This is a genomic window from Spartinivicinus ruber (assembly GCF_011009015.1).
In the GTDB taxonomy this organism is placed as follows: domain Bacteria; phylum Pseudomonadota; class Gammaproteobacteria; order Pseudomonadales; family Zooshikellaceae; genus Spartinivicinus; species Spartinivicinus ruber.
In genome coordinates, this window is sequence record NZ_CP048878.1 from 1,946,568 (window position 1) to 1,965,299 (window position 18,732).

Genomic DNA, 18,732 nt, shown 5'->3' on the forward strand with positions numbered 1-18,732 from the left:
ATAGTCTTTATTAAATAAGTTATGTATAGATAAAGTAATGTTTGTATTGTCAAGTTGGTATCGACCTAGCAAATCAAATGTAGTAAATGACTTTACTTTACCCTTAAACTGTTCACCATTGCCAACATCATCAGGAAAACGGTTTCGCTTACCGGAGTATAAGGTTTGGAATATAATCAAGGTGTTTCCTGTTGGTTTATATTCCACATAGGCTGTTGCCTTGGGTGGTGGAATTCGTTCCAACTTCTGGTACATTATAGCCTTCAGATACTCCAGCAAATATCTCAGTATGGTTGGTTAATTTATAAACTAAGCTAATATTGAACGAGGTTTCCTGGAAAGTCACTTTGCCATCATTAATATGACCACCAAAAACGGTATTGAAATCATCTACCTTGATTTGGGTGTGCTCATTACGCAATCCTGTTCTAATGCGCTGTTTGGTTATATCACTTTGAAATTGTACAAAGGGAGCGTATTGGGTCATTGTCATATAGGGAGTCCATGTATCACCTCCTATTGAGCCGGAAAGTAATGTTTGACCGGTTTTATCCTTCAATATATCAACTCTCCAATCAAGCAATGCTCCTTGAGTATAAAATAATTTTTCTATGGGGGTCTTAAAGTTAAATCGTAAGTCTTGTTTTTTTGATGTGATAGTTGATTGTCCTATCATATCAGTGCTGCGGACTAATGGTGAGTTTTCTATAAACGAGCCAAAAATATTATCATAATCTTGATAATAGGCTTGAGCATGAAATGCGCTCTTGTGTACTAGTTTATAGTTATAGGAAATAGTTAGTGTATTTTATTCTGCTAATTAGCTATAAATAATTCTTCGTAAGGTGGAGGGTAACTCCATTAATATTTTTCAAATAACTGTTGATATCTTTTTGAAGTTCTTATAATGGCTATTTCGTTCCATATTTTGTGTGCAAGTAACTTGTTTTCTCTGTAAAACTGGTGAGAAAAAAGCAAATAATAAGGTTTGCTTTTAACTGGTGGTGTTACCATGCGGATATTTTGAAACTCGATTGCATGCAAATGTAGCTGATTTTTGATATTTGCTTCTAGGTCAACAATTGCATGAACTCGCTTTCTCATTAGCATTCGCAAACTGACTAATGAACCATTGGTTTCTATGATATTTTTAACGCCTTTGTTTTTTAGATCACTTATTATTGAGTAGCCTCTTGTTACACCAACATATTTATTTAATAAGCCTTCTAATGAGTTAATGTCTGATGAATGGGTTGTGAAAATAGAATAGCTTTGGGTACTGTTTCTTTTGGAAATATCTATTTTCCCATTTGCCATTGGATAGACTCCAACTTTCGTTCGTTCTTTTTTGAAACTAGCATCAACTGTTCCATCCATAATATTTTTTTGCACAGTGTACAAACATCTCTTCCAAGGCATTTCAACAAATACAAAGTTAAGTTTTAGTTGGTGGCCAACCGCTTGAATTATTTCAATAGTAATACCTGGTTTTTCAGCTAAGTGATCACCCATATTAAAAGGTGGATTGGGTTCTATATTATAAGCCAGACGAATTGTTGTGGGTGATGCTTGTATAACAAGTGTATTTGGTAGTGTAGCTGTGATAAACAACAATCTAAGCATCCAGTGGTTAGCTACCATGTTATTGCCTATAGAAAAGCAGGTTTATATTTACTATAAGAATACCATTTACTCCCCACTTTTCTAGTTAAAGATAGTAAGATAATTGTAATTTTTTTATAATAATGAAAAAAGGAGGGCATACAATTAATAATCAAGGACCCTTATATTTGAGAAGTTACTAGCTTCAGCTGGTATTGGTTGAGACACAACTTGAGTATGACATACTCAAGCCTGGTGAAGAGTTCCGTGCACAGGTAGTTATTAAGGGTGGTGAGGTTGAACAAGATATTTCCGGATGAAAAATTGCGTTGATGACATCTGTAAAAGTAGAAGGAGAGAATGGTGATTACTATCAAAGTAATGGTGATTTAAGGTGCAAAAATAACAGGCTCTCGCACTCTAGAATCTCATGATAAGGTAGTTATTCCTGTTGAAGGTGTTATTCATCTGGAAATACTAATAACTGATGTCGCTTGCCAGTTTATATGCGTGCCGTGTTTGGATTAAGACTGGGTTGGAGATTGATCTTGGGGTGGGTGCTTCTGATAAAGACTATCTCACCATAAAGCCTACCGCTGCAATGAAAAATTTCCTGCAAGCTATGGATGAGTGTGGTTACTATCTTTATAAGGCAGATGGGTTACCTTAGAAGGTGTTTTAAAATAAAAGCTTAAGCGATTCTCCTGACTAAAATATGTAACATGGCAATCTGTATCATTGCTTCACTATTTTTTGTTAGAACCTCATAGTCTTTAGCATGTCGTCTATAGTTAATTAGCCAAGAAAAAGTACGCTCAACCACCCAGCGCTGTTTAATAACATTGAATCCTTTACCTGCCCTTTCAACCACCTCTAGAATAATTTCTCGAGTAGCTTGATGAAAGTCTTTAACCCAATCAATAATAGGCGTGCCAGAATAACCGCTATCCAGCCAAATTTTGAGTAAACTCGTCATGCCTTTTGCAACATAGCCCTTAAGTAGCTGTTTTAATCCCTCTCGCTCACCAACGGCAGCTGAAGTCACTACAACACAGATAATAATACCAAGCGTATCAACTAAAATATGACGTTTGCGACCTTTTACTTTTTTACCACCATCAAAACCAACATGAATACCTTGCGTATGAGTTTTAATACTTTGACTATCAATACAACCTGCACTGGGATCGGCTTTTCTTCCTACTTTTTCACGATAGCATTTCCTGAAGGTATCCATAATGGTTTCCCAAACCCCCTGCTGGCTCCAGGAATTAAAATAACCGTATACTGTCTGCCAACAGCCAAAGTCTTTAGGCACCATTCGCCACTGACAGCCAGTTGTTAGGACATAAAGCAAGCCATTCATGATTAGGCGTCTATTAACGGGTGGTCTGCCTCTATTGCCAGGTTGCCATTTGGATGCAGGTAATACAGGGCTCAGTATTTCCCATTGTGTATCAGTTAAATCTGTTGGATAATCCATTTAGGCTCTTTTTATTGTTTATCTTTGATTTTTGCGAAACCAATAATAAACAGTAAGGGAGCCTATTCCTATATGCCCGCCGTATGAGTAACCCCTTGGTAGTTATCTCTTACAATACAACTTTGTATGCATTCACTCTTTTTAAAACACCTTCTTAGAGGAAACGGTTTCCGCTCTGAAACCGGAATTCATCAGGGGTTAGAATTTAAACCATGCTCAGGTGGTTTTTTGGGATACAGAAAGTAGAAGTCAGCTTTGTCCCATCAGCGACTGTGACTCATGCGTTACTGGAAATTGATAAGGCATTCACTGAAGATCAATATAAGAGTGTATCTTGGGAAGACCGACTACATAACTAACTGTTTTTATTATACTTTTAATGGCACTCTAATTGCCGGAGAAAGTATTTACAGCTGAAATTAGATAGGGTTAAGCACAGTGTTGGCACTGTATCAAGTTATAGAAGAGGCTTGTTTTATCATGAATGGAAGTAACTGAACTTGCCTAAATAAGGTGCTTAGGTAAAACAGCATATATCAAACTTCTATTTTGGATGATTAAGCTTTTTTAAACCATATTTTGTATAAATTTCATCCAGCAAAGTATGACCTGAAGGTAGTTCTGTATTAGTAGCTATATCAATCCCTTTTTGTAGCAATGCAACAGTTGTATCTGGAACATTTTTACTGAATGCATAAAAGGCAGGTACAGAGTTAAAAGTGTACACAACTTCAAATTGTTGAATATCATAGCCCAGCTTTGTTAGTAACCACTTTGTTCCGTTGATCTCTGCAGACCATAGGTCAAACCGATCTGCAGCTAACATTCTAGCTAAAGTTTCTGGTTCGTTGTTACCGTACTTAATCTGAGTCTGAGAAACCCCTATTGACTTAATTAGCTTCTCTCCAACATCATCTTTAACAACACCAATAGTATAATTTTTGATGTCAGTTGGATTACGAATTTTTATCTGAGAGTCTTTTTTGGCAATAAGTGTAATGCTTGTTGTTATATATGGGCCAGCCCACTTAAATAACTTTTCTCGTTCTTCTAACCGGCTGGTACCAAACAGCACGACATCAGATTGGCTTTGAATCATAGTGTAACCCCGTGTCCAGGGTAATACTTGAATACTGGTTCTTTCTATAGGGCAGTTGATGGCCTTTAAGGCTTCAAGAAGTAGGTCAACAGATACGCCTTTCAGTATGCCATTTTCTCGGAAATTATGGGGAGGGTAGTCTTCAGTTATGTAAGTTAGCTTTTGTAATGGACAGCTGTGAGCTGATAGGGCGTTAAGTAGCAAACTGATTGTGAGTAATCTGTAAATCATGTTGGTTACTAATCTTGAGCTTTTTGGTTGATTATGACCAAAGGATAGCTTAGAAATGATAGGGGAGGGCAGGTCTTTGAAATATTCTAAGCTAATTTAAAAAACATTACACTCTCTGGGTTTCTCAGATGTAATAAAGGAAATTTCGAGGTTTTTTGAGTCTGTAAGTAACCGTGTTTCAGGCTTTTTATACCTCCACAAGCCATTCATTTTCTGATATTATCCAATACACTTCAGCTTATTAGTTCGAAGTAATTACTATCTTGCTTTATGGATGAATAATGAAAATATATGGTAATTTCGCTGGTTACGAAGTCTATGCTGAAATGCGTCCTCTCGGCAATCATCTATTATACATTTGATTTTTCCCGATATAATAACCTGTGTTTTAGTTTATTAAGTATATCTTGATTGGTAACAACTATTGAATCTTAAAAATTCTTGGAAACTTGTTCAGTTATACCATTTTTGCTACCGTGCTCAGTCTATTTACTAAGTGCTTTCATTGCGTTTATTAACACTTCTGGCTTATGAATTGAGTCATATACTGGTAATACATCTCTTCCGGTTTCAAATAGTCCGTAAACTGCAGTTTGAGCACAGCGTACAGAGTATTCTACTGTAAAGACACAATCTTTTGGTACTTCAGCAAACTGGCCAATAAAAGCGAAGTTCATTGTACCTTTTGGTAATACATCTGGACGATCGCCCTTTGCGCATGGCATAAAGAGGCTATCAATAAATGGCATAGCTACTGGTATGCAATTAACTTTTCCTGAATCTACAATGGGTTTCATCAAATCCTGTATTTTAAGGTGGTGCCACAGTTCTTCAAGTATCTCTTTACCATTACACTCTGACATTTTTTTCTTTACGTAATTACCTTCGTTGTCAGGATACAAACCATAGCCCCAGAATACTTTTACATCTTTTGGTTGGTTGGGGAAATGTGGCTGACGGGCAATAACAATTGACATTAGCCAGTTTGAATCTGTTATTGTTACCAACCCTCCAGTACCATTTAAATTACCAGAAAAGTCTTCCATATAATCATGGAATGTATCATCTTTAATTGTTACAGTGTAAGAGTACCACTTTTGCAAGTCAATATTGTCGCTAAAGACACTGGGATTACCAAACGTTTTGTCTTTTTTTGCTATTTTTTCCCAAAGCATCCATGCACCTGAAGATGATTTTTTTTTGAGAACAGGAGCTTTAGTCCAAGAACCATTGTCTGTACATTCTGTTATTGAACCATTTGTAATAAATACATAATCGTTTTCACCAAGATCAATCTTTTCTTCTGTCCCATTTTTGTTGACTGTCTGTAGAATAATAGCCATTTTTTTATCTTCCGACAGGTCGAATTCGATATCTATAACCTGTGTCTGCATATCAAAATACACGCCTCGTTCCTTCAAGTACCGTTTAAGCGGTACCACAACAGAGTGATATTGATTATATTTGGTACGCATTATGCCACCAAGCCTTGGCATCCCGCTTACTAAGTGAATAAAACGTTTCATGTAGCGCCGCATCGCTGCTACACTGCTCCATTTTTGAAATGCAAACATTGTTGTCCATAAATACCAGAAATTAGTATCGAAAAACTCCTTGTTGAACCAGTCCTGAATCCGGATATTATCTAGTGAACTCTCAGAAGCGAATGTCAGTTTCACCAGTTCCATCTGGTCTTTTAAAGACAACTCGAAAGAGGAGAGATCCATTCTTTTTCCATCTTTGAGTAAACGAGCCTGTGCATGTGAAACATATCTGGAGTTAAACTCAAAAGACTCATCTTTAACGGAAACACCAGGGTCATCATAGGAAGGAATATTTGATAAAAGATCCCAGTAACATACAAAATGCTCTTCATGCATTCTTCCGCCACGAATAATAAAACCATTTTCGGGATCGCCGGCACCATCAAGTGCGCCACCCAAAATTTCGTCTTGCTCTAAGATATGAATGTTTTCTCCAACCACTCTAGCATCTTTGATAAGATATATTGCACTTGCTAGAGAAGCAATACCACTACCCACAAGATATACTTTTGAATTTTTAGGGTTATTGTTTTTTACTCTTTGCATGGTTTATCCTTTCTGACAATCATTATTATCTATATACAACTATTGTAATCTGGCAAGAGTTTTCCGGGAATTTTTTTACACTCCCTACTTCGAATTGACTGCAGTTGACGTTGTAATTAGGCCACCCAGTCGAAGGCTTTAAGCCATTTCATTATGTCATCGCGCAGTCAAATTTATCAAAAATTCACAAAGCCTTTGTAGCTATACCTTCATTATTTATGTCTGTTTCATTACTTTGTTCTATCCCAAATATCCTCTATAATGTAGTAAAAGTGGTGATGTTTATTATGACTAGTGAACATCAGTCATAATTAAGTCATATATAGGCTGCTAGTAAAAAATAAGCCTACTTCCTGATTAAAGGCTAGATATTTTATCAAATCTATTAATGTATTTATTGATAAAAATTAAGAGCCGCCTTTATCGCAATGTGGATTGTGAAGTTCAGCTAGGCATTTTTATCAATGGAATCACTTTTTTGATTCCTAACTATAAATTAACGTCACTATGACGTGATACATTACGTTGTAGTGACGTATAACTCCTTTCATACCTCACTTAATTAAACTGACACTCGTCGTATACCCCAAAGCATTCACCAAATGCTTTGCCTGCTTCCTTGGGCGGATATACCATTTTAATAGTATAGATCGGTTCACTATTACCAACCTTGATATGTTCTGTATAGGCTTCCGTTGCTTGCCACGTTCTTCAAGTTTGGCTTCCACTTGCTGAGCAATTGCTTCAGCTGACATACCAGTTGCCCCCTGAATCGTGATTGGTGCATTTATGTGAGTGGTAGCATTCATGTTTTTGTATTGGTTGATTTGTTACTGTTGTTTGCTCCCTCCGTTTGTTGCTGCTGTTGGCGTAATCGGGCCAAGCGTTGGCGATACCGATCTACCTGTTGTACAGCGGCCAGCTTTATATTAGTTTCCCGGTAGGCTTTACCTAGTTTACTGGCAGCGGATTTAGTTTTTTTAAAGCACTTCGCCAGCGACTTATCAATATAAGCGCCTATCGCAATATTGAGTTTATTAGCCATGGTGTTTAATTACTTAGTTATAAACATTTTCATACGTGGAATTACTTTATTTTCTCAAGTGTCGTAATCAGTAAATTAGAGTTATCTTATTAGCTGTAGAATGAAGAGGATTTTTATTTCGATATCAAAGCGAGGAAGCTGTGAATTTAAAAAATGTTAAAAATACTATACTAATTTTAATTAATTTTTATTCTGTTCATGTTGCTGCAACAGAAGATATACTTAATTCTAGAAACTGTGTAGACACCAAATGGAAAGATGCTAAAGGTGAATCGGTCTCTATCGAAAAAAAATTTGGCCCAGGTTCTATGGCTGTGACGCGATGCCTTGCTAAAACAAAAAAAGTTAAAGTTGTTTACCAGGTTAATCAAGAATGCAAAAACTCTAAATGTAGTTCACCTTATGCAATAGGCAATATTATTAACCATGTTGAGGATTTAACTGTTACTCATGGATTGAAATCAAAAGACTATAAAATTGCTGTTATCATTCATGGTGCAGGATGGAAGTTGGCTCTTGATAATCAGGCGATAAAAAAGCATGCCCAACAAAATCCTTTTCAAAAAGCAGTTGAAACTTTAATTGAAATACCAAGTGTCAAAGTATATTTTTGTCAAAATACAGCAGCTAGCAAAGAGGTTATAATTGCAAATATGATTAAAGGTATCAGATTCGTTCCTTCGGGCGTTTCGGCAGTCAGTGATTTTCAAGGAATAGGATATCAATATGTACAACCTTGAGTTTTAGAGGACTTTATAAATAGGTGAAATGTGGCTTCATTGTAATATTTAAATGAGGCCATAACTATACAAAATTATATAGGTATAGAAGAACTATCACTTTTAGTAAGAATATGATACCAATCAAGTAGGTCGTCGAGGTCCATATCTAACAGCTCTGACAATGGAGTACCTCGCAAATAATAAGATAGGTTTAAACAGATTTGTTGGTCGGATCGCCAGTCGAGTCTAAAAAACCAGCCATCACATCATTCAAGTATTGAAAATCAGCAGCATCTAACTCTTCTACAATTTTAATATCCAAGCCCGATAAATCCGCAATCATATGGATGCTTTGGCTAATTTCTCCGCCACCTCATTTTTTAATATTTTTCATGTCTTTAGTTTTGGGGCGGGGTAATGTAACTTCGTTAATGGCTTTTCTATTCATTTTAATTGGGTAATTTAAGGTAATAACTTCTCTCATGGTTTTTCCTTTTTTTAAAATAGGTAAAAAAATACCTCGTAAAAACGAGGCATTTTATATGCTATTTTAAATAGTAAACTGGTTTAATTGAACTCAGCTTTTGTTTCACCAAAATCAGCGGGGCGAATAACTACTGTACCAGCTAACTTGTCATGAAAGCCTTGTTTTTTCTTATCCCATGCCACCCACAAAATACCCAAACCTAATGGAAGAAGGGAAATATAATAAGCAAAATAACGTCCAATGAGTTGACCTGTAGAGGCTTTTTGACCAGTCTTTGCATTGACTATTTTTGCTTTAACAGCCATTTTCCCTGGTGTTGCAGATTTGTATACCCAAAATAGGATAACGGCTACTGCAGGAAATACATAGCTTAATAGAAAGTCTAGTGGTCCATTAATCATCTCTTCTGAAAGATAATAGTTTTCCCCATATACAGTCATTAATATTGGAGTGGTAATTAATAGCATAATAATTGTATCAATTATTGTCGCACCAGCTCTTGCCCAAAAACCTACATAAGTAAAGCCATTATCTCCACCAATTTGAGATTCAGGGGTTTTATAAGGATTACTCAATGTTATTTCTCCATTTGTTAATTCTTACTTCAATGTTACCATTTAAACAAACTGCTTAAAATACGCATTATTACTACAGCCCCAGTAACTCACGGATGTTTTGCATGTGGTCAGTACCTTCTGTGTTACGCACATGGTTAACAACATCAATTTCATATATCAGCTGGTTGTTAATAGTGAGCTTGTAGTAATCCAGTTTGAGGGTGGCGGTTAAGCTGGATAATTCCACTTATTTTCATTTCCGAAAGTCTAGCTCACTGACTAAATTACGACAAACCGCATCAATCCCTTGCTCACTCTGACTAGGATTACGTAGGATACCTTTAATATTAAACGGCACCTGTTTGCCTTTTTGAAATTAAGGGCTTCTGTATTACAATTATCAATGGTAAAGCTCAGTTCCATCGCTTCCATGCCCAAATCCAATGTTCTGGTCAACCTAAACTGGATACCGTTATTTGAGAATTTTCAAAATCGACTGGTGACCTATTTTCATTGGCCGTATGTAGTCGCTCTATGCATCTTTCCAGCGGTAAAGGAGATTAGCATTGAAACCGAGTGATTTAGCTGCTTCTGGCACGCTATAACCCTGCTCCATTCCGCTTTAAACTCTTTATATACTGCTTGTAAATTCGTTTCTGACCCATTAATAATACCTCAATACTCATGGATGATTATCTCTCATTGATGAGTCCAGTTCCATTAGACTGGAACAGAGGTTGACTATTCAACACTTTTCATGACCGTAAAGAGCAGTTATACAACTTAAATTACAGACTCGTTCATTAGTTTGATTATAACTTTGAATCTAAGAAAATCTTATATTTTGACGGTATATAACTAATATGTTACTTTCCAGCCACTTCACATGGCCATAGATTTTCTTATTTTAATTGGCAGAAATAAGTGGAGTTGTTTTTTAATCAACTTAGAGATTTCACGGATGTTACCAGTTACAGCAATTCAGCAGAGCACATCTACACTTTCAAACAGAGAAGCTGAACAGAAAATAGCTTCTATTAACCACAACGGGCGACAACTGCAATTACTAACACCTGAACAAGCCAGCACTCCATCACTACTTTATAAAAATCAACAGGCTTCTGAGACTGCTACTTCTGATTTAGTATCAAAACTTATACTAAAAACAGGTTTTTCCACATTGCAATATCAAGATGTTGATAAATCAAAGCTCTTTTCACTAGTAAATAACATATGGGCTAAAGCTCATAGTAATTACACGAAGCAAACTCATATTAGATTTCAACACTTACAAGAACTCGAAAAAGCTGCGCGTTCGTCTGATATTCTTGTGTTAATGGATAATGAAAAGCAAAAGATTGCTGGTTGTATTCAGCGACACTACAACTATGATGGAAATCAAGCATACTTCGGCCTGTTGTGTATCGATGAAGAGTATCGTGGAAAGAAGTTAGCAGATAAGTTAATAGAACGAGTAGAAGCAGATGCTCTTCAGAAAGGTTGTACAAAAATGTATATTCTGGTTGTTAAATGTGCTGAAAGGCTAATCAGCTATTACAATAAGAAAGGGTATGAACCAACAGGTAAAGAGATTTCTAGAGACCCTGAGTGGCTGAAACAAGTAAAAGATGAATGTAAAGACTCTGTCGCTTTTGTTGAAATGAGAAAAGATTTACGCCAGAGTATATAAGATAAAACCCCACATTGGTGGGGCTTTTTTCGTTTTAGCGTCCCAAACCCATACCACCTATAGTGTCAAATGGTACCCAATCTGCTCTAACTTCACGGTTAACATCAACTGTTTGGCTAATTGGTTGAGGGGACTCTTCTGCGGTTGGCTCTACAACTTCAACACTCAATCGAGTATTTATATGACTAACAAATTGGCCGTTAGCACGGGCAATTGTAAAAAGGTTAATTGAAGCTGGTGGGGTTGTTTGTGGGTCATAATAAAATGTACTTAGTATACCTTTCTGTGCCACTAGTTGACCATTTCCATTTTGGGTAACGAAAATGTGCCAGCTGCTGATAGAATAGTTACCAGGTTGAGGTACATAATTACCTGAGCAATACCTATTTAACTTTTCAAATTCAGACTTAGCTACTAGAAAATAATTGAACGTTAGTTTGTTATTTCCATCAACAGCTGCTGAATGCCACTCTCCATTTGCAGTTATTTGATTTCCATCTAAGTCTTTTGCCCATGACCAGTTGCTCAAGTTAGTAAGGTCAGAACAAAACACATTCGTTGTCGCAGCCTGGGAGTGTACAGCAATCATAAGCACTACCCATGCGGTAAAAGCTATTCCCATTCGTTTCAACATAAAATACTCCTTAAATTTAATATTTCAGCTGTTGCTGTTTATGATGCAGGAGTATTCTATTTCAGGAGTTTACTTACATTAAACAATATTTTTGTAATCATATTGTACATAATTTGACGTATATCAAGTTTAAGTAGTAGTTTGTACTGCTGTACATCTGCTTTTATCAAATGGTTTTATAGTTATCTATGACAATCGCGAAACTTGTCATCTACTGCTGAGACTCCCCCAACAACAAAGACATTTCAGCCGAAGATATTCACCGCTGGCACATTGAACGAGGATGGTCAGGTATTGGTTACCATAAAGTGATCAAGCGTGATGGCGCTATCGAAAATGGTCGGCCTGAATTTTGGGTCGGGGCACATGTTAAAGGTCACAGTAGCCATGCTTAGGTGTTTGTTTGGTTGGTCAAGATCAGTTTACTGATGCTCAGTTTGATAACTTAGAGAAAGTGATTATCGACTGGCACATTAAATCCTAATGCTGAGGTAGTTGGGCATTGTAATTTAGATTCAGGTAAGAGCTGTCCTAGCTTTGATGTAAGAGAATGGTGGGAGAGGGTGTAAAGAAGACATAATACGTTATACTTGAATTTTGACTATAAATTTTCAAGAGTTTTGAAGTATGAAGATTTTTGCCTCACTTATATTTCTGCTAGGAGTATGGATGCTATATGACTTTCTTGATACTGGTAAAATTCCCGCTAGAGCATCTAGTATATACAGATCAATGGAACCTAATGTGTACTGGTCTTTAGTTTTTGTATTTCCCTTCTGTTTATTTGCAAATGCATTGCTAATTTGGAGATGCAAAAATTATAAGGAGCTACATTCGATATATAAAAATTCTGGATTCATGTGGTCAATCACGTTGATATCCTGCCTTGTAGGCTTTCTAGTGGGAAAGTTTATTCAGCACTTTGTATACTGAAGTAGATTAGAAATTTGAACAATTAGATAAAACTACAATTTTCATTATCTATGTTTGGAAAAATCTGACTAAATCTTGACGTTTAAAGTAGGTAGAGAAATTCCAATAAACTACAGTTATAGCCTACTTATTTTACTAGTCAGCCTCTGTGTATAATACCAAATAATTACAAGAATGGTTATTTATAGGTTTTAATAAACTGTTATTAGATACAGTTTGTTACAAAAATTAGCTATACTTTTTCTTTGTTTCAGAGTGATACTTTGTTGTAACATTTGGTATAAATAACGTACGGTTGAACTATAATGAAAAAAATATTCATATTAACTTTTTTAGTTTCAATTACATCTATTTCAAATGCTTATGCATATTGTAGTACCAAAAACTGTGTCGTACGATTTAGTGATATAAGACTAAAGGAAAACACAGTACAAATAGGCAGCTCTTTAGAAAAAGTATCTCAATTAAAAGGTGTTACTTTTGAGTGGAAAAGTCCTAGAGAGACTGATATCGAACACCTTCCCCAAAGAAAAGATATTGGTGTAATTGCTCAGGATGTAGAAAAAGTGTTTCCAGAGTTGGTTCATAATATCAAAGTCACAGATAAGAATGGTGCTGAAATCATACTTAAAAAAGTTAACTATGCTGGACTAGTTGGTGTTTTAATCGAAGCTGTGAAAGAGTTGAAACAAGAAAATATAGAACTACGCGAACAGCTAGCCATTACAATCTGACTCCACTCCAAATTAAGCTAAGACTAACCAGTCTTGGCTTTTTTTGTTCCTGTGAAATTGATATCAGTTGACAATATAGCCAACATTATTGTGTCTGGCCTGGACAGCTTATTCACTTCAGATGAAGAACGCTTAGCCGCTAAACAAAAGCTCCAAGCAACACTCAGCCAACCTGAGCCACTCCAAGTAGAAGAAGCCAAACATCCATCATTGTGGGTTACAGGTTGGCGGCCTGGATTGGGTTGTTGGATATTGCTAGATTTGGGTGTGACCCAAACCAATGTTTGGTTAAATATTAAACAGATATGTTGAATGAAATAATGACTACTTTTATTGTATGATACTTATAATGCCAGTTCTCGAAGAGTATGTTTTGGCTACAGTTAATGTTTTTTGCATGTGAAAAAAATAGACTATACGTCAGAAGGAAAGCAACGCTATCTGTGTAAAAGTCTACGCTGTAAAAAGTCATTTATATTGGATTATGGCAATAAAGCTTACCAGTCAGAGGCCAAAGAAAAGATCATTGATATGACTGTCCAGAGTCCTGGGTATTAGCCGAAATACAGTCATTGAGATGCTTGAAAAAAGAGCCTGAATTGCACGTTGTTAATAATGAGCGATTAGAACAATTAGAAAAACCCTTAGTAGGAATAATCAATATACAAAAAATTGAAAGAAAATACTTAACTTTAAGGACTTAAATTAAGCATCTAGGTAGATAAACAACTTGTTTTTCTAAGTCAGATAAAATATATGACATTGTTATAGGACTCTTTATTAATCGCTATGAGTTTGGGCGAAAAATTTGATAAAACATAGGTTTGAGCCACTGCTATTATTTTCTATTGTTCCATAGCCTATTTATTTTTTAAGGCTCTTTTTTACATCCAGTCAGTATTAGCGCTACACTGAATATCAGTGAAATTATTTTGTACATATGTTTTATCCTGATATCAGTAAACGTCTCTATTAGTATATTAAATAAAGTTTTGAATTTTGACTTAACTATATGGAGAGGTCAAATACTTTTGGATTCAACTTTAGTTGTAACTACACTTTGCTAATTCCACCCATACTCACTGGCTGGAATTGTCAGAGTATTAGTGGTTTAATAGGCCTAATTAACTTGTTCTTCCCTTTACTAAAATTTATACTGCTATTGTGGTAGAATGGTGTTCGCTTCGTGTTCACTCGAAACACCTGTTTTTTCAATAGGCAAAAATTTAGTTACAAATAGTATTTGTATTATCGAAAATTTATATCTAAAGTGCTTAATTTTTTTCTGGAGGCATTTTTTACAATGCTCAACAAGATGGCTGGATTTCTGGTTTTAATCGTTAGTCAAGTGGCCCTTGCGAATCCTAACGAGTTGATGGGTGAGGCGCTTAAATACAAAGCAAAAATACATGAAAATACTCCAATTGAACGACGCCTAGAACTATACGGCAATATTTTTGAAGTGCTAGATAAAATTGTTGCTCAACATCCTGGTTCTGATCAAGCAATCAATATTTTGTCCAACCAAAGTATAGGTGATTTTAATCAGGAAGCCCTCCGCTCAGACTATATCAAAGAGTTGACGTCGTACTATGATACCGTGTGTGAAGCAAACCCAAGCTATTCATGCCTTGGCTTCGTTTCTCTGAGCGCTGGGCAGCAAGCATGTTCAGCGGCGAATTCTGCTAAAGACCTCGTTGAGGCACATCAAAACCTAAAAAACGCTGCTCAGATATTTATCGGGCAGGACGAAGATCCTGCTTACGTTTTGTTGGCACTTGATGAGTATCGAAGTTGCTTGGATAAAAGTAAGTTTAAAGCAACAACTTACGGTAAAGACCTATTCGCTGCTGATTTGGTTGAGTTGCTGCTTGCTTCTGAGAAAAGAGGAATGGCTAAAGCAGTAATTGAGAACATGAAAACCCCTGCATTCAAAGTGCAAGGAGTTCTCTCTATTTCAAAATATGAAGAAAAGCCTTTCGATAACAAGTTCTTCGAAAGACTCAAAAAGTATATTGAAGAAAAAGTCGATGATCGTGAAGGTAATCAAAAGCTATCCGCTTTGGATTTGGTGATGGAAAACTTCCGGCGAGGTAAAGAGGTAATTTCCTACATTGACGTTCGCTGGGGATTCAGGACTGGCAGAGAATGGGGCCAGTATACGAAATATTGCGATGCATTTATGACCCGCACAGCCATTGAGAGAGTATTCGAACTCCAGGAAAACATCGTCAACCTCAAGCTAAGTCGACGAGGATATACTAAAGGGCAAGCCCCATCGCTGATGGAGCAAATCAGCAATGAGTGGGACGAAATTCTGAATGCTTGCTACTCCCCATCTGACGAAAGCAGAGAGTACGCCCTAAGTGCTGAACTGCATGGACAGCTGATTTTACTCAGTAAAGAGAGTGCATCTGAGTTTAGAGTCGGCGTTTTGAATAGTAACTGGGACTCTTCTAAGCAGATAGAGTTCGTTGTTAAGGCTCTTGGCAAATATCAAAAGCTATTTGAAGCTCAGTATGGACTGAGAGAAGATGCAAAAGGAAATCGCCTCATCAGACTTGGCCCCATCCTTAAATCTGATCGAGCACTTCTTCCCGTCTTCGAGCAACTGGTTGATTATGGCAACATTTGTGAGGCGGCTAAAATACTGTTCCAGAGGATCAAAGGTAAATCAGCTTACGATGATGCTATTGAATACATGATTACCTCCGATGCCATCAAGATGAATGCAAAGCACGATTGCGGTGATGCAGAACTTGAACTTCTTAAATGCAAAGCATGATTGCGGTGTTTGTCAACGTAGTTGTCGTGTTATCTTCTTATCTTCATCGAGCTATCTCAAAACGTGAGGCATAATAAATATTAATAATCAATTTAGGGCTAATTATTAATAACACAGACAACACCCATTGCTCCTTCTGGTGGACGCCTTGCGATGCAAAGCATCCATCCTCAGCAGCTTCAATTAAAGAGGGGAGTTGCACAGTTTTAAATGGATATTAACGAGTTTGATTTCTCTCAGGGTTTAAGTGGACTTCATCTGCCAACTCCCAGTTTCGTATATTCCCACTCCATCGGTTAGGGGAAGCTGCTTTAGCTTGCTCATAAACCTGTTTCCGCCGGCTTAAAATAACTAGGTCTTCACCTGTATGGCGTTGTACCGGTGTTACAAACTTTAATCCACTATGCTGATGCTCATGGTTATACCAATGAACAAATTGATCAACCCACCGTTGAGCGCTTTCTAATGAGGTAAACCCTTGGTGAGGGAAATCTGGTCGGTATTTAGTGGTCTTAAATATGGACTCTGCATAAGCATTGTCATTGCTAACTCGCGGTCGACTATAAGAAGGCTCAATACCAAGTTCAGCGAGTTTGACTTGTAAAGCGCTTCCCTTCATTGGACTCCCATTATCTGAATGTAATATCAGGGGCTGCTGGTGAATTTTATGGAGATTTTCCCGCCAGAAGGCTTTCTGTATTAAGTCTGCCGCTAGGCTACTACGCTCACAATCGTGCACCTCCCAGCCAACCACCTTGCGGCTGAAAACATCAAGGATCAAATACAGGTAAAAAAAGATGCCGGTGACGGGACCTGGCAACCAAGTGATATCCCAGCACCAAAGTTGATTAGGGCCTGTCGCCGTGTGGGTGGTTTTCGGTTTGGGTTGACGAGATTGGGTCTTCCCTCGATGGGTTGATAACCCTTCTGCCCGCATGAGCCGATAAAAGCTGGCTTCACTGGCAATATACTCACCTTGATCTGCTAATTTAGGCACAATCTGAGAAGGTGGGAGGTCAGCAAACTCCGGTGAATTCAGCGTTTCTCGCATCTGTTGATGAACATTGGGAGGCAGCTTATTAGGCGGCAATGGACGCTGTGCAGTGGTGCGGCCATCCGGTTGTAGCTCACCGCCTTGCTGCCACCGTTGATAAGTGCGCGGGGTTAACCCTAATACTTCACAGGCCTTAAATTGCCGAGCCCCTGCAGTTGTGGCTTCCCCAATTAACTGAACTGTTTGTTGCCTATCCGCATACGACGTTAGGCTTCCTCGTCCGGTCCCCAGATTGACTGAGCTTTTTTTTGAAGGACTAACAGGGCCGCGGCTTCGGCCAGTGCTTTTTCTTTTCGCTTTAGCTCTTTTTCAAGTTGTTGGCACCGCTGCTTTTCCACTTGCAAGCTTTTCTTTAGCTCCTGGGAGGGTTGCTCTGGCTGAATAAATGCCTGTTTCCACTGCTCAACTTGCTCAACATACAACCCTTTTTTTCGGCAATAGGCTGCTAGCTCTGCTTGAGATAAGGCCGCTGTCTCAATGATCACATTAAGCCTTTGTTCTGATGACCAGCTTTGATTTGATGTTTCTTTCGGCATGTTGGCAGATTGACTTCGCACTTTGGTTTTCCAAGTATGCAGGGTTGACTGAGGAATGCCAGTCATTTTGTGTACCACTGGGACTGATTTATTTTCGGGTGGGAGCAATAGCTTTAAGATATTTTCTTTTTGCTGTTTGGTATATTTAGCCATCAGTTATCTGTCGTCATCTCAGTGAATAAAAACGACAACTAGCCTGACAGAGAGGGATTGCGGTGACGCAGAACTTGAACTTCTTTTAAATTAATAAATAGGAAGGGTAATGATTAAAGCAGTTGATACTTTCAGACGCTTAATGGCAGTAGGTCTAGCCTTGGTTGCATTTCTTTTACTGGCCGGTTTTAGCTCTTTTGATGGACAGGAGGATACTCCCTCTATTGAGATACAGGGAACGATAAACGAGAAGCAAGGTAAAAAAATTCTCAGTATGACCATTAATAACTGGATCGAGTGGAGATATTTCAATTCCCGTACTATGTTCTATTTTACGCATTTCCAAGGCTGGCGGTGTGGAATCCAAAGCGCTGCGTGGGGTTTGAAGAGTGATAAACTGAATAAGGAACTTCCAATTGCGGAATGCAATGAAGAAAATCCCAACTCAATACCAATAGGCGCCTCGACCTACATTTTTACAGATGACTTTGGGTTTGACTCTGAGGCTAATAGTGAGACCGCACAGGATTCATTTATAGGCTTGTCCGAAGATTCCTCAAATAAAGAGAGTTTAGTTGTTGATAGAATCTTCGTGCAATTGACTTACTTCGATGGATCTAAGTCGGAAGTACGAGAGTTCAAGGCACCCCAAAGTGCACTGGGTCCAAAATGAGTTTCAAGGTAGACTGACTTAGTCAGTGACTATTAGTTTAGGCATGGTTCAAAAGTTGGTGTTTTGAATTAACACTAGGCGAGCGCATGTTTACCACAATAGTAGTATAAAGTTGAGTAAGTAGAGCAAAGGAGCCAGTGATCTGTATTCTTGGGGGGAGGGCTGTTGAAGGTCATTACATCAAATCTCTAAATATCAGAATTACAGAAGAAATTGGAAACCTG

At 37.6% G+C, this 18,732-nt stretch carries 22 protein-coding genes and 2 pseudogenes; 10 read left to right on the top strand and 14 right to left on the bottom strand.

Annotation, left to right across the window (positions count from 1 at the left end; genetic code table 11):
* Positions 1 to 196: 196 nt before the first annotated feature.
* Complete coding sequence (locus G4Y78_RS09200; protein ID WP_163836424.1) at positions 197 to 796, bottom strand: TonB-dependent receptor domain-containing protein; 600 nt, start codon at positions 794 to 796, stop codon at positions 197 to 199.
* Positions 797 to 861: 65 nt separating this feature from the next.
* A complete protein-coding gene (locus G4Y78_RS09205) occupies positions 862 to 1,641 on the bottom strand; it encodes a substrate-binding periplasmic protein (protein WP_163832743.1) in 780 nt (259 codons plus the stop codon).
* A 176-nt stretch (positions 1,642 to 1,817) separates the two neighbouring features.
* Here G4Y78_RS09205 and G4Y78_RS31660 point away from each other — a divergent pair, with 176 nt between their 5' ends.
* Together G4Y78_RS31660 and G4Y78_RS09215 are read left to right on the top strand one after the other, a co-directional pair.
* Entirely contained in the window at positions 1,818 to 1,922 is a 105-nt protein-coding gene (locus G4Y78_RS31660) for a sporulation protein (protein WP_222937671.1), read from the top strand.
* Positions 1,923 to 2,089: 167 nt separating this feature from the next.
* Positions 2,090 to 2,272, top strand: a complete 183-nt coding sequence (locus tag G4Y78_RS09215; RefSeq protein WP_163832744.1) for a sporulation protein — start codon at positions 2,090 to 2,092, stop codon at positions 2,270 to 2,272.
* A 21-nt stretch (positions 2,273 to 2,293) separates the two neighbouring features.
* Here the strand turns inward: G4Y78_RS09215 and G4Y78_RS09220 are convergent, their stop codons facing one another.
* Positions 2,294 to 3,085 (bottom strand): IS5 family transposase, encoded by a 792-nt coding sequence (locus tag G4Y78_RS09220; protein ID WP_163832668.1) that lies wholly within the window; start codon positions 3,083 to 3,085, stop codon positions 2,294 to 2,296.
* A gap of 212 nt (positions 3,086 to 3,297) precedes the next feature.
* Here G4Y78_RS09220 and G4Y78_RS09225 point away from each other — a divergent pair, with 212 nt between their 5' ends.
* Positions 3,298 to 3,444, top strand: coding sequence for a hypothetical protein (locus G4Y78_RS09225; protein WP_163832745.1), 147 nt, complete (start codon positions 3,298 to 3,300; stop codon positions 3,442 to 3,444).
* Between the two features lie 185 nt (positions 3,445 to 3,629).
* Here the strand turns inward: G4Y78_RS09225 and G4Y78_RS09230 are convergent, their stop codons facing one another.
* The 4 genes from G4Y78_RS09230 to G4Y78_RS09245 all read right to left on the bottom strand — a co-directional run bounded on the left by G4Y78_RS09230 (position 3,630) and on the right by G4Y78_RS09245 (position 7,550).
* A complete protein-coding gene (locus G4Y78_RS09230) occupies positions 3,630 to 4,415 on the bottom strand; it encodes a substrate-binding periplasmic protein (RefSeq protein WP_163832746.1) in 786 nt (261 codons plus the stop codon).
* 485 nt (positions 4,416 to 4,900) lie between these two features.
* Complete coding sequence (locus G4Y78_RS09235; RefSeq protein ID WP_163832747.1) at positions 4,901 to 6,505, bottom strand: oleate hydratase; 1,605 nt, start codon at positions 6,503 to 6,505, stop codon at positions 4,901 to 4,903.
* A 554-nt stretch (positions 6,506 to 7,059) separates the two neighbouring features.
* Positions 7,060 to 7,260 (bottom strand): hypothetical protein, encoded by a 201-nt coding sequence (locus tag G4Y78_RS09240; RefSeq protein WP_163832748.1) that lies wholly within the window; start codon positions 7,258 to 7,260, stop codon positions 7,060 to 7,062.
* 50 nt (positions 7,261 to 7,310) lie between these two features.
* Positions 7,311 to 7,550 (bottom strand): hypothetical protein, encoded by a 240-nt coding sequence (locus G4Y78_RS09245; protein ID WP_163832749.1) that lies wholly within the window; start codon positions 7,548 to 7,550, stop codon positions 7,311 to 7,313.
* 140 nt (positions 7,551 to 7,690) lie between these two features.
* Between G4Y78_RS09245 and G4Y78_RS09250 the strand changes: the two genes are divergently transcribed.
* Positions 7,691 to 8,290: a DsrE family protein gene (locus G4Y78_RS09250; RefSeq protein ID WP_163832750.1), complete on the top strand. Its 600-nt coding sequence runs from the start codon at positions 7,691 to 7,693 to the stop codon at positions 8,288 to 8,290.
* Positions 8,291 to 8,483: 193 nt separating this feature from the next.
* Here the strand turns inward: G4Y78_RS09250 and G4Y78_RS31345 are convergent, their stop codons facing one another.
* From G4Y78_RS31345 to G4Y78_RS31665, 5 genes are all read right to left on the bottom strand, one after another.
* Positions 8,484 to 8,615, bottom strand: coding sequence for a phage tail assembly protein (locus tag G4Y78_RS31345; RefSeq protein WP_163832751.1), 132 nt, complete (start codon positions 8,613 to 8,615; stop codon positions 8,484 to 8,486).
* A 30-nt stretch (positions 8,616 to 8,645) separates the two neighbouring features.
* A complete protein-coding gene (locus G4Y78_RS09260; RefSeq protein WP_163832752.1) occupies positions 8,646 to 8,756 on the bottom strand; it encodes a phage tail assembly protein in 111 nt (36 codons plus the stop codon).
* 83 nt (positions 8,757 to 8,839) lie between these two features.
* Positions 8,840 to 9,334: an RDD family protein gene (locus G4Y78_RS09265; RefSeq protein WP_230425722.1), complete on the bottom strand. Its 495-nt coding sequence runs from the start codon at positions 9,332 to 9,334 to the stop codon at positions 8,840 to 8,842.
* A 73-nt stretch (positions 9,335 to 9,407) separates the two neighbouring features.
* Positions 9,408 to 9,563, bottom strand: a complete 156-nt coding sequence (locus G4Y78_RS09270) for a phage major tail tube protein (RefSeq protein WP_163832753.1) — start codon at positions 9,561 to 9,563, stop codon at positions 9,408 to 9,410.
* Between the two features lie 285 nt (positions 9,564 to 9,848).
* Positions 9,849 to 9,932, bottom strand: coding sequence for a transposase (locus G4Y78_RS31665; protein ID WP_163836426.1), 84 nt, complete (start codon positions 9,930 to 9,932; stop codon positions 9,849 to 9,851).
* A 270-nt stretch (positions 9,933 to 10,202) separates the two neighbouring features.
* On the opposite strand from G4Y78_RS31665, the gene G4Y78_RS09280 reads away from it, so the two are divergent.
* Positions 10,203 to 11,006, top strand: coding sequence for a GNAT family N-acetyltransferase (locus tag G4Y78_RS09280; RefSeq protein ID WP_163832754.1), 804 nt, complete (start codon positions 10,203 to 10,205; stop codon positions 11,004 to 11,006).
* A gap of 34 nt (positions 11,007 to 11,040) precedes the next feature.
* On the opposite strand, the gene G4Y78_RS09285 is transcribed toward G4Y78_RS09280, so the two are convergent.
* The gene (locus G4Y78_RS09285; protein WP_163832755.1) at positions 11,041 to 11,640 is read right to left on the bottom strand and encodes a hypothetical protein; all 600 of its coding nucleotides are present in this window, start codon (positions 11,638 to 11,640) and stop codon (positions 11,041 to 11,043) included.
* A 1,238-nt stretch (positions 11,641 to 12,878) separates the two neighbouring features.
* Between G4Y78_RS09285 and G4Y78_RS09290 the strand changes: the two genes are divergently transcribed.
* From G4Y78_RS09290 to G4Y78_RS09300, 4 genes and pseudogenes are all read left to right on the top strand, one after another.
* A complete protein-coding gene (locus G4Y78_RS09290) occupies positions 12,879 to 13,307 on the top strand; it encodes a tail fiber domain-containing protein (RefSeq protein WP_163832756.1) in 429 nt (142 codons plus the stop codon).
* Between the two features lie 51 nt (positions 13,308 to 13,358).
* Complete coding sequence (locus G4Y78_RS09295; RefSeq protein WP_163832757.1) at positions 13,359 to 13,619, top strand: hypothetical protein; 261 nt, start codon at positions 13,359 to 13,361, stop codon at positions 13,617 to 13,619.
* 81 nt (positions 13,620 to 13,700) lie between these two features.
* A pseudogene (locus G4Y78_RS31865) lies at positions 13,701 to 14,119 on the top strand (IS1 family transposase).
* A 491-nt stretch (positions 14,120 to 14,610) separates the two neighbouring features.
* A complete protein-coding gene (locus tag G4Y78_RS09300) occupies positions 14,611 to 16,092 on the top strand; it encodes a hypothetical protein (RefSeq protein ID WP_163832758.1) in 1,482 nt (493 codons plus the stop codon).
* 217 nt (positions 16,093 to 16,309) lie between these two features.
* Here G4Y78_RS09300 and G4Y78_RS09305 read toward each other — a convergent pair.
* Positions 16,310 to 17,835, bottom strand: a pseudogene (locus G4Y78_RS09305) (IS3 family transposase).
* 109 nt (positions 17,836 to 17,944) lie between these two features.
* Between G4Y78_RS09305 and G4Y78_RS09310 the strand changes: the two are divergent.
* Positions 17,945 to 18,508: a hypothetical protein gene (locus G4Y78_RS09310; RefSeq protein WP_163832759.1), complete on the top strand. Its 564-nt coding sequence runs from the start codon at positions 17,945 to 17,947 to the stop codon at positions 18,506 to 18,508.
* The last annotated feature ends 224 nt before the right edge of the window (positions 18,509 to 18,732 follow it).

What these genes read in the sequence shown, in the direction of transcription:
- G4Y78_RS09310 (WP_163832759.1), top strand. Translation starts at nt 17,945, where the DNA reads ATGATTAAAGCAGTTGATACTTTCAGACGCTTAATGGCAGTAGGTCTA.
- G4Y78_RS31665 (WP_163836426.1), bottom strand. Translation starts at nt 9,932, where the DNA reads ATGGAGCAGGGTTATAGCGTGCCAGAAGCAGCTAAATCACTCGGTTTC.
- G4Y78_RS09225 (WP_163832745.1), top strand. Translation starts at nt 3,298, where the DNA reads ATGCTCAGGTGGTTTTTTGGGATACAGAAAGTAGAAGTCAGCTTTGTC.
- G4Y78_RS09290 (WP_163832756.1), top strand. Translation starts at nt 12,879, where the DNA reads ATGAAAAAAATATTCATATTAACTTTTTTAGTTTCAATTACATCTATT.
- G4Y78_RS09280 (WP_163832754.1), top strand. Translation starts at nt 10,203, where the DNA reads ATGGCCATAGATTTTCTTATTTTAATTGGCAGAAATAAGTGGAGTTGT.
- G4Y78_RS09285 (WP_163832755.1), bottom strand. Translation starts at nt 11,640, where the DNA reads ATGTTGAAACGAATGGGAATAGCTTTTACCGCATGGGTAGTGCTTATG.
- G4Y78_RS09240 (WP_163832748.1), bottom strand. Translation starts at nt 7,260, where the DNA reads ATGTCAGCTGAAGCAATTGCTCAGCAAGTGGAAGCCAAACTTGAAGAA.
- G4Y78_RS09245 (WP_163832749.1), bottom strand. Translation starts at nt 7,550, where the DNA reads ATGGCTAATAAACTCAATATTGCGATAGGCGCTTATATTGATAAGTCG.
- G4Y78_RS09260 (WP_163832752.1), bottom strand. Translation starts at nt 8,756, where the DNA reads ATGAGAGAAGTTATTACCTTAAATTACCCAATTAAAATGAATAGAAAA.
- G4Y78_RS09220 (WP_163832668.1), bottom strand. Translation starts at nt 3,085, where the DNA reads ATGGATTATCCAACAGATTTAACTGATACACAATGGGAAATACTGAGC.
- G4Y78_RS31345 (WP_163832751.1), bottom strand. Translation starts at nt 8,615, where the DNA reads ATGATTGCGGATTTATCGGGCTTGGATATTAAAATTGTAGAAGAGTTA.
- G4Y78_RS09235 (WP_163832747.1), bottom strand. Translation starts at nt 6,505, where the DNA reads ATGCAAAGAGTAAAAAACAATAACCCTAAAAATTCAAAAGTATATCTT.
- G4Y78_RS09215 (WP_163832744.1), top strand. Translation starts at nt 2,090, where the DNA reads ATGTCGCTTGCCAGTTTATATGCGTGCCGTGTTTGGATTAAGACTGGG.
- G4Y78_RS09205 (WP_163832743.1), bottom strand. Translation starts at nt 1,641, where the DNA reads ATGGTAGCTAACCACTGGATGCTTAGATTGTTGTTTATCACAGCTACA.
- G4Y78_RS09230 (WP_163832746.1), bottom strand. Translation starts at nt 4,415, where the DNA reads ATGATTTACAGATTACTCACAATCAGTTTGCTACTTAACGCCCTATCA.
- G4Y78_RS09300 (WP_163832758.1), top strand. Translation starts at nt 14,611, where the DNA reads ATGCTCAACAAGATGGCTGGATTTCTGGTTTTAATCGTTAGTCAAGTG.